The organism is Pseudomonas sp. V98_8 (assembly GCF_029967975.1).
Taxonomy (GTDB): Bacteria; Pseudomonadota; Gammaproteobacteria; order Pseudomonadales; family Pseudomonadaceae; genus Aquipseudomonas; species Aquipseudomonas umsongensis.
The window spans coordinates 107,213-116,617 of sequence record NZ_JASCAE010000047.1 but is presented as its reverse complement, the minus strand read 5'-3'; the positions used below and the strand labels follow the sequence as shown (position 1 = coordinate 116,617).

The following is a 9,405-nucleotide window of genomic DNA, read 5'->3' as shown; positions in this document are numbered from 1 at the left end:
AAGGCTGCCCAAGGCAGCCTTCAGCTATGAAACATGTTTACCGGACACTAGTGACGCAGAGCGTGGGAACGATCAACCAGCCAAAACGATGTAGTTTTCACCCACCCGCCGCGCATAGTCCTTAAGCACTTGCTGACACAACGTCACAATCTCCTCGACCCATTCCACGCCCACCCGCCACGACACCACCACTTGCAGGTCTGGTGGTCGCTGGTCGATGTCCAGCAAGGTCAATTCACCCCGTGCCAGTTCCTCCGCCACCAACACCGGCGGCAATGCACCGATGCCAAAACCGTCGCGCAGTAACCGGGTGATCGCCGAGACCGAGTTCACGCAGTTCAACCGTGGCGCAATGACGCCGTTGGCCTGCATCAGTGCGAGCACTTCCTGATGGGGGTGGGAGTTTTTCGAGTAGGTAATGATCCGCTCGTTCGCCAGGTCCGCGATGCCTGAGTAGTTGCGGTTGTAAAGCGAATTGCTGGCGACGATCCAGCCCATGGGGTGGCTGGCCAGTTCCAGGCTGCGCACGCTTTCCTGGCGCAGCAGGTCGGTTTGCAGGATCACATCGAGAAAGCCTTTTTGCAGCTGATCGCAGAGGTTGAGCGATGTATCGGCCACCAGTTCGATTTCCACCAGGGGGTAGTGATCGGTCATCTGCGCCACCAGCGGGCTTAGCCAGGTGTGGATCACCGTGTCCATGACACCGATGCGCACGCGGCCGGCCTTGCTTGAACGGGTCTCGATCGAATGCTTGAGCGCCTGCATGGTGTCCATCATCTGCTCGGCGTACTCGAGCACTTTCAAGCCTTCCGGCGTCAGGCTCACACCGCGCGAGTCGCGCAGGAACAGCTTCACCCCAAGCTCGCCTTCGAGCACGGCGATGCGGCTGGAAATCGACGCCTGGGTGGTGAAGAGCTTGTCGGCGGTGAGGCGGAAACTCTTGAGCCGGGCGACCCAGACGAAGGTTTCGAGAAACTTCAGGTTCATGTGATCAAGTTTTTCTTATGGCTAGGGCGGGTTTTTATTAGTTGGACGCAGAGGGCTGGCGCGTCCAAGAATCGACACATCCGGTTCCCACGATAGGCGTCGTCGGGGCTCAGAACAATACCAATAAAACCAGCGCGGAGATTTGCCATGAGTGCGCCCGACACCACCGTCATTTCGAAAGCCACGGCTCGCCCGGGACCTTTCGATTGGTATCGCAACATCAATCAGCAGGAACGCCGCACCTTCTGGAGCTGCAAGATCGGTTATGGCCTGGATGGCATGGACACCCAGATGCTCAGCTTCGTGGTGCCGACCCTGATTGCCATGTGGGGCATCACCACCGGCCAGGCCGGGCTGATCCACACCAGCACGCTGATCGCTTCGGCCATCGGTGGCTGGGTGGCGGGCATTCTCTCCGACCGCATTGGTCGCGTGCGCACCCTGCAACTGACCGTGCTGTGGTTTGCCTTCTTCACCTTCCTTTGCGGTTTCGCCCAGAGTTACGAACAGCTGCTGATTGCGCGGACCTTGATGGGCTTCGGTTTTGGCGGCGAGTGGACCGCCGGCGCGGTGTTGATCGGCGAAGTCATCCGCGCCCAGGACCGCGGCAAGGCCGTGGGCATGGTGCAATCGGGGTGGGCGCTGGGCTGGGGCCTGACCGCGATCCTGTACGCGCTGCTGTTCTCGGTCATGCCGCCGGAAGACGCCTGGCGCGCACTGTTTATCCTCGGCATCGTGCCGGCGATTTTCGTGATCTTCGTTCGCCGCCTGGTCAAGGACCCGGAAATCTACCGCGAAGCCAAAGCCAAGGAGGCGCCGAGCAATCCGTCGAAGTTCTACGAGATCTTTGCCCCCGGCATGCTCTTCACCACCATTCGCGCTTCGCTGCTGACCACCGGCGCGCTGGGCGGTTACTACGCGATCACGTCCTGGCTGCCGACGTTCCTGAAAAACGAGCGTGGTTTGAGCGTACTCGGCACCGGCGGATACCTGGCGATGGTGATCGTCGGCTCGTACGTCGGTTACGTCATCAGCGCCTATTTGACCGACATCCTCGGTCGCAAAAAGAACTTCATCCTGTTCGCCGTCGGCTCGTTCACCATTGTGCTGCTGTACACGCAAATGCCGGTCAGCAATGGTGTGATGCTGTGGCTGGGCTTTCCGCTGGGATTCTTTGCCTCGGGGATTTTCAGCGGCATGGGCGCGTTCCTGACCGAATTGTTCCCGACCCGCATTCGCGGTTCAGGCCAGGGGTTTTGCTACAACATCGGCCGCGCGCTGGCGGCGTTGTTCCCACTGCTGATCGGCCTGCTCAGCCAGACGGTGCCATTGAGCGTTGGCATCGGTGCCTTTGCGGCGGTGTCCTACGGCGTGGTGATTCTGGCGGCCCTGAGCTTGCCGGAAACCCGTGGCAAGCAACTCGACGCCCAGTAACTGATAATCTGCGGGCGTGTCATACGGATATGTCCCACAGTTAAAAAGAATAAAGCCTACAGGAGTGTTCAGCGTGAGCCGCCTGCTATTGAACTGCGACATCGGCGAGAGTTTCGGTAACTGGACCATGGGTCTGGACGCGGAAGTCATGCCCTTCATCGATTGCGCCAACATCGCCTGTGGTTTCCATGCCGGCGACCCGAGCATCATGCGCAAGACCGTCAGCCTGGCCCTCAGCCATGGTGTACAGATCGGCGCGCATCCGGCTTACCAGGATCTGGTCGGTTTTGGCCGTCGTTCCATGGCCTATGGAGCCCAGGAACTGCAGGACATCCTGCATTACCAGATCGGCGCCCTCGACGGCATCTGCCGGGCCCAGGGCGGTCGGGTCAGCTACGTCAAACCCCACGGTGCGATGTACAACGACATGATGGCCAACCCCGCGCAATTGCGCGCCGTGCTGCAAGCGGTGGCGTTCTACGATCGCAGCCTGCCGTTGATGCTGATGGCCACCCGCGACAACAGCGCCGCGCAGCAATTGGGCGAGGAATATGGCGTGACCCTGTGGTTCGAAGCCTTCGCCGACCGCGCCTACGACAGCGCCGGCAGGCTGGTTTCGCGGCAACTGCCGGGAGCGGTGCATCACGAACCGGAGAAAATCATCGAGCAGGCGTTGATCATCGCCCGTGGCGATCACCTCACCGCCAGCGACGGCAGCGCCTTGCACTTGCAGGCCAACACCCTGTGCGTGCACGGCGACAATGCCAGTTCGGTGGCGGCCGTGCAGCGCATTCGTGAAGCCTTGAACCAGCAGGGCGCGTCATGAAACTGCGGGTAGAAGTGGTCGCGCTCGATTGCCTGATGGTGCGTCTGTTCGATGAAATCGCTGAAGCCAACATGCCATGGATGCTGGCGGCGAGCGAAAGCCTGCGGGCGGCGTTCGGCAAGGATCTGATCGACCTGGTGCCGTCCTATACGACTTTGATGGTGCATTACGACCTGACCGCGTTGAGCCCGAGCCAGGCCCGGGAATTGATTGGCGAAGCGCTTATCGACCTGTCGCCCAATGCGCGCACTCGTGGCAAATGTCACGTGTTGCCGGTGTGGTACGACTTGAGCGTCGGTCCGGAGCTGAGCTTGTTGGCGCAACGCAGTGGGCTGGCGGTGGAAGAGGTGATCCGTCGTCATAGCGAACATGAGTATCAGGTGTTCGCGCTGGGTTTCGCACCGGGGTTCGCGTTCATGGGCCTGGTGGACGAGGCACTCGCCGCACCGCGCCTGAACACGCCACGCAAGAAGGTTGCCGCCGGCAGTGTCGGCATCGCCGAAAGACAGACGGCCGCCTATCCAGTGGTATCGCCCGGCGGCTGGAACCTGATCGGCCGCACACCGGCCAGATTGTTCGACCGCAACCGTGACGGCTACAGCTTGATGCAGCCGGGCGACACCGTGCGTTTCGAAGCGGTCGGCCATGCCGAATTCATTAACCTGGGCGGTGACGACACGCCACTGGAGGCCCAGGCATGAGCCGTCTGACGATTGAAGCGAGTACACCGCTGTGCCTGTTGCAGGACGCCGGCCGTTTCGGCGTGCGCCATCTGGGCGTGACCCAGGGCGGCGCGGCAGATTGGCGTTCGATGTCGTGGGCCAATGGGTTGCTGGGTAACGGGCTGGATGCGCCGGTGATCGAAATCACCCTCGGCGGGTTCACCGCAGTGGCCGAGGACGATTGCGTGCTCGCGCTGGCCGGGGCGGATCTTGGTGCGCGGGTGGACGACGAGCCGCTGGCACCCTGGCGCAGTTTCCGGCTGAACAAAGGTCAACGTTTGCAGTTCAGCCAGCCCTTGCTCGGCGCCCGGGCCTATCTGGCCGCGCCAGGTGGTTTTGATGCGCCGAAGGTCTTGGGCAGCTGCGCGACGGTGGTCCGTGAGGAACTCGGCGGACTGGATGGCATGGGCCATGCGCTGAGCAAAGGCGCGAGCTTGAGCTATTCGGGCAATTCGGTGATGTTGCTGCGCGAATTGACCGCCGATCAGCGGCCGGACCTGAAGCTTGATGCGCCGTTGGACCTGGTGCTCGGTGCGCAGATCGGTGAGTTCAGCGGGCAGAGTCTGTTCGATGCGTTCAACAGCGTGTGGACCCTCGACAGCCGTGCCGACCGGATGGGTATTCGGCTGTTGGGCACATCCTTGCAATACCAGGGAAAGCCGATGATTTCCGAAGGCATTCCATTGGGCGCTGTGCAAGTGCCGCCGGATGGTCAGCCGATCGTGCTGCTCAATGATCGGCAGACCATTGGCGGTTATCCGCGGTTGGGGGCATTGACGCCGTTGGCGTTGGCGCGATTGGCGCAGTGTTTGCCGGGGGCGCAGGTGCGGTTGCGACCGGTAGTGCAGGAGGTGGCGCATCGCGAACAGGTCGAATATCTGCAGCGATTCATATACCGCTAAAAGCTTCGTCGGAACGCCGCCCGGAGCAAGCCCGCTCCCACATTCGACCGCGTTCTTCCAATAGAAATGCGATCGAATGTGGGAGCGCGCTTGCTCGCGAAGAGGCCCTTGCAGGCGATGCATTTTTATTTGGACAAAAACCGCATCCCTTCCTCCAAACCGCGAAGGGTCAACGGATACATCTGGTCCTCAATCAAATCCCTGACGATATTGGTCGACGAGGTATAGCCCCAGGTATCCTTCGGGTAAGGATTGATCCAGATGAGCTTCTTGTACTTCTCCTTGAACCGCTGCATCCACACGTAGCCGGCTTCTTCGTTCCAGTGCTCGACGCTGCCACCGGCCTGGGTGATTTCGTAGGGCGCCATGGCGGCGTCACCGATGAAGATCACTTTGTAATCTGCGCCGTATTTATGCAGCAAGTCCATGGTCGAGGTGCGTTCGGAGGTGCGACGCATGTTGTTCTTCCACACCGATTCATAAATGAAGTTGTGGAAGTAGAAGTACTCCAGGTGCTTGAACTCGGTCTTGCACGCCGAGAACAGCTCTTCGCAGATCTTCACGTGGGCGTCCATCGAACCGCCAATATCGAACAGCAGCAAGAGCTTGACGGTGTTGCGTCGTTCCGGGCGCATCTGGATGTTCAGCAACCCGGCATCTTTCGCGGTGTGGTCGATGGTGCCATCGATATCGAGTTCTTCCGCTGCACCCTGGCGGGCAAATTTGCGCAAGCGGCGCAAGGCGACCTTGATGTTGCGCGTGCCCAGCTCGACCGAATCGTCGAGGTTCTTGTACTCGCGCTGATCCCAGACTTTCACGGCCTTGCCCTGGCGCTTGCCGGCATCGCCGACCCGAATGCCTTCCGGATTGAAGCCGCCGGAACCGAACGGGCTGGTACCACCGGTGCCGATCCACTTGTTGCCACCGGCATGGCGTTCCTTCTGTTCTTCCAGGCGTTTCTTGAATTCTTCGATCAGCTTGTCGAGGCCACCGAGGGACTGGATCGCCGCCCGCTCTTCGTCGGTCAGGGAGCGCTCGAATTCCTTGCGTAGCCAGTCTTCCGGGATCAACGCCTGAAGATGATCATCGAGCTTTTCCAGACCATTGAAGTAGGCCCCGAAGGCCCGGTCGAACTTGTCGAAATGCTTTTCGTCCTTCACCAGAATCGCCCGGGACAGGTAATAGAACTCGTCCATGTCGGCGAAGGTTACGCGCTGCTTCAGCGCGTTGATCAGGTCCAGCAGCTCGCGCACCGAGACCGGCACCTTGGCTGCACGCATTTCATTGAACAGATTGAGCAGCATGGCATTTGCCCCAGATGATCAACGACTACCGCGACGACTCATGAACGCCAGGCGCTCAAGCAATTGCACGTCCTGTTCGTTCTTCACCAGCGCACCTGCCAGCGGCGGGATGGCCTTGGTTGGATCGCGTTCGCGCAGCACCGCTTCGCCGATGTTGTCGGCCATCAGCAGCTTCAGCCAATCCACCAGCTCGGAGGTCGAGGGCTTCTTCTTCAAGCCTGGCACCTTGCGCACGTCGAAGAACACGTCCAGTGCTTCGCTGACCAGGTCTTTCTTGATGTCCGGGTAATGCACATCGACGATCCGCTGCATCGTGGTGCGATCCGGGAACGCGATGTAGTGGAAGAAGCAGCGGCGCAGGAAGGCGTCCGGCAGCTCTTTCTCGTTGTTGGAGGTGATGATGATGATCGGGCGCTTCTTGGCCTTGATGGTCTCGTCGATCTCGTAGACGTAGAACTCCATCTTGTCGAGTTCTTGCAACAGGTCGTTGGGGAACTCGATGTCGGCCTTGTCGATTTCGTCGATCAGCAGGATCACCCGCTCTTCGGACTCGAAGGCTTCCCAGAGCTTGCCTTTCTTCAGGTAGTTGCGAACGTCGTGGACCTTTTCCGTGCCCAGCTGCGAATCGCGCAGGCGGCTGACCGCGTCATACTCGTACAGGCCCTGGTGCGCCTTGGTGGTCGATTTGATGTGCCAGGTGATCAGCTTGGCGCCAAAGGAGTCGGCCAGTTGCTCGGCGAGCATGGTCTTGCCGGTGCCTGGTTCGCCCTTGACCAGCAGCGGCCGCTCCAGGGTGATGGCGGCGTTGATCGCCAGCTTAAGGTCATCGGTGGCGACGTAGGCCTGGGTGCCTTCGAACTTCATCTGCTAATCCTCGAACGGTAACGCCGGCCTGAGCGAGGCAGGGCGGTAATATAAAATGGTCAACCTCGACTATAACGCGACGTCCGGTCGACTGTGAACGCAGACGGCTTATTCAGTCTCTGAATGGAGCGTCACATCTTGACTCAGTATTGGCGGCAACGTTAACCGGCGTCCGGCTTGGGTCGTTCATAGCGAGCATTGAACGCCTGAATGAAACCATTGCGTAAAATCTGCAAAAACGCCTCGAACGCGTTGATATCTTTCTGATGCACATTCCCGCTTAGCTCGACACGGGTCGCAAACTGGTTCTTGCCCTGGTTTTTCAGCACGGTTTCGGTGCCGCCGACGAGCGCCTCCCAGATGGAACGAAAAATCCCCTTGTCCTTGTTTTCCACGTCCTGTTGCCAGTTAAACACGTCGACATCCCTGAGCAGCGGTTTGATATAACCCGTCAACTTGGCTTTTTTGGCTTGTGCTTCGATCACGACGTCGCCATGGCCGGCATTGAAATCGAACTTGCCATAGGCCGAAGCGAAGTCGTTCATGCGTTTGAGCTGAATGTCCCGGGCTCGCATGCGAAACTCGAAGTCCTCGAAGTTACTCAGTGGATCGAAAGTGGCCGTGGTTTCCAGGGGCGCATGCCCCAGCAGCAGGGCCTTGCCTTCGAAGCGGGCGTCGCGCTTGCCTTTGGAATCGGCCACGTTGGTCAGGTTGTAGATGTTCAGGTCGACCTTGGTGGCATTCAGGTTCACCGGTGGTTTGGAGTTGAAATTGCGAAAGCTGATCTTGCCATCATCGATTTTTACTTCGTTGAGGGTTATTGGCAGCAATTTACCCAGTTGGGCGCGCCAGTCGGTGCCTTCACCGGTTTGCGAGTTTTGCTTGTTGGGTCCGCCATCGACGAAGTTGACCTCAGGCTTGACGAACTTCACTTCGGCGACCACCGCGTGGTCATACCACAGGGAATGCCAGCTGACCGAAAGGTCGATCAATGGCGCGTTGACGAAGGGCACCGGCACCTTGCCCTCGACCTTGACGATTTTCAAACCGTTGATCTTGTAGGCTCCGCGCCACAGGGCCAGGTCCACGTCGGCGATCTGGCCGCGGTAGGCGCCCATGTTCGCCAACCTGTCATTGAGGTAGTCGCGCACCAGGTAGGGCAGGGCGAAGTGCAGGGCAACCAGCAGCACAACGAGGCCGGTGAAGCTCCACAACGGCCAGCGGTATCGACGTTTCATGGTGGTAATTCTCTGGCGTTCTAAAGCATTGACTACAGTCACATCCGGACGTTCGACCTGACTGGACGCCTACGGGCAAGAGGCTTACCTTGGTGCCCTATTTCAATGCTGTCGTTAAGGACCCAGCCATGAGCCGTATCTACGCTGACAATGCCCACTCCATCGGTAATACGCCGTTGGTGCAGATCAACCGTATCGCGCCGCGCGGCGTCACCATCCTGGCCAAGATAGAGGGACGCAACCCCGGTTACTCGGTCAAGTGCCGGATCGGTGCCAACATGATCTGGGATGCCGAAAGCACAGGCAGGCTCAAGCCGGGCATGACCATTGTCGAGCCGACTTCCGGCAACACCGGCATCGGCCTGGCCTTCGTGGCCGCCGCGCGAGGCTATAAATTGATACTGACCATGCCGGCCTCCATGAGCATCGAGCGTCGCAAGGTACTCAAGGCGCTGGGGGCAGAGCTGGTACTGACCGAGCCGGCCAAGGGCATGAAAGGTGCGATCGAAAAGGCTGGGGAAATAGTTGCCAGTGATCCGGCCCAATACTTCATGCCGGCGCAATTCGACAACCCGGCCAACCCCGCCATCCACGAAAAGACCACCGGGCCCGAAATCTGGAACGATACCGACGGTGCGGTGGATGTATTGGTTGCAGGTGTCGGAACAGGCGGAACCATTACCGGCGTTTCGCGGTATATCAAGAATACCCAGGGCAAACCTATCGTCTCGGTGGCGGTGGAGCCCGCTGTATCACCGGTGATTTCCCAAGCGTTGGCCGGTGAAGAAATCAAACCGAGCCCGCACAAGATCCAGGGCATCGGTGCCGGTTTTGTGCCGAAAAACCTCGACCTGTCGATCGTCGACCGGGTTGAGCTGGTCACCGACGAGGAGTCCAAGGCCATGGCCCTGCGCTTGATGCAGGAAGAAGGCATTCTGTGCGGCATTTCCTGCGGCGCCGCGATGGCAGTGGCGGTGCGCCTGGCGGAGACCCCGGAAATGCAGGGCAAGACCATCGTCGTGATCCTTCCGGATTCCGGTGAACGTTACTTGTCGAGCATGCTGTTCAGCGATCTCTTCACCGAGCAGGAGAATCAGCAGTAACGGGCAGCAAAGCTTCAAACGATGG

9 protein-coding genes are annotated in these 9,405 nt (G+C 59.6%); 5 read left to right on the top strand and 4 right to left on the bottom strand.

All coding sequences use genetic code 11. The features are described from left to right. Window positions 1–72: 72 nt before the first annotated feature. Window positions 73–987, bottom strand: coding sequence for a LysR family transcriptional regulator (locus QLG10_RS15620; protein WP_188264205.1), 915 nt, complete (start codon window positions 985–987; stop codon window positions 73–75). A 147-nt stretch (window positions 988–1,134) separates the two neighbouring features. Between QLG10_RS15620 and QLG10_RS15615 the strand changes: the two genes are divergently transcribed. From QLG10_RS15615 to QLG10_RS15600, 4 genes are all read left to right on the top strand, one after another. After that, entirely contained in the window at window positions 1,135–2,421 is a 1,287-nt protein-coding gene (locus tag QLG10_RS15615; RefSeq protein WP_110752553.1) for an MFS transporter, read from the top strand. A gap of 73 nt (window positions 2,422–2,494) precedes the next feature. Next, a complete protein-coding gene (locus QLG10_RS15610) occupies window positions 2,495–3,247 on the top strand; it encodes a 5-oxoprolinase subunit PxpA (protein WP_188264204.1) in 753 nt (250 codons plus the stop codon). Next, window positions 3,244–3,948 (top strand): 5-oxoprolinase subunit PxpB, encoded by a 705-nt coding sequence (gene pxpB, locus QLG10_RS15605; protein ID WP_110752557.1) that lies wholly within the window; start codon window positions 3,244–3,246, stop codon window positions 3,946–3,948. Before QLG10_RS15610 ends, pxpB begins: the two co-directional genes overlap by 4 nt. After that, on the top strand, window positions 3,945–4,871 hold the full coding sequence (locus QLG10_RS15600; RefSeq protein ID WP_110752559.1) for a biotin-dependent carboxyltransferase family protein: 927 nt from the start codon (window positions 3,945–3,947) through the stop codon (window positions 4,869–4,871). The genes pxpB and QLG10_RS15600 overlap by 4 nt, the downstream gene beginning before the upstream one ends. Window positions 4,872–4,996: 125 nt before the next feature. Here QLG10_RS15600 and QLG10_RS15595 read toward each other — a convergent pair whose 3' ends face one another. The 3 genes from QLG10_RS15595 to QLG10_RS15585 form a co-directional block, all read right to left on the bottom strand. Further along, window positions 4,997–6,175, bottom strand: coding sequence for a VWA domain-containing protein (locus QLG10_RS15595; RefSeq protein WP_008055445.1), 1,179 nt, complete (start codon window positions 6,173–6,175; stop codon window positions 4,997–4,999). A gap of 18 nt (window positions 6,176–6,193) precedes the next feature. Further along, window positions 6,194–7,039, bottom strand: coding sequence for a MoxR family ATPase (locus tag QLG10_RS15590; protein WP_282487655.1), 846 nt, complete (start codon window positions 7,037–7,039; stop codon window positions 6,194–6,196). Window positions 7,040–7,200: 161 nt separating this feature from the next. After that, window positions 7,201–8,277, bottom strand: coding sequence for a DUF748 domain-containing protein (locus QLG10_RS15585; RefSeq protein WP_110752561.1), 1,077 nt, complete (start codon window positions 8,275–8,277; stop codon window positions 7,201–7,203). Between the two features lie 128 nt (window positions 8,278–8,405). On the opposite strand from QLG10_RS15585, the gene cysK reads away from it, so the two are divergent. Beyond that, complete coding sequence (cysK, locus tag QLG10_RS15580; RefSeq protein ID WP_033043476.1) at window positions 8,406–9,380, top strand: cysteine synthase A; 975 nt, start codon at window positions 8,406–8,408, stop codon at window positions 9,378–9,380. Window positions 9,381–9,405: the final 25 nt, after the last annotated feature.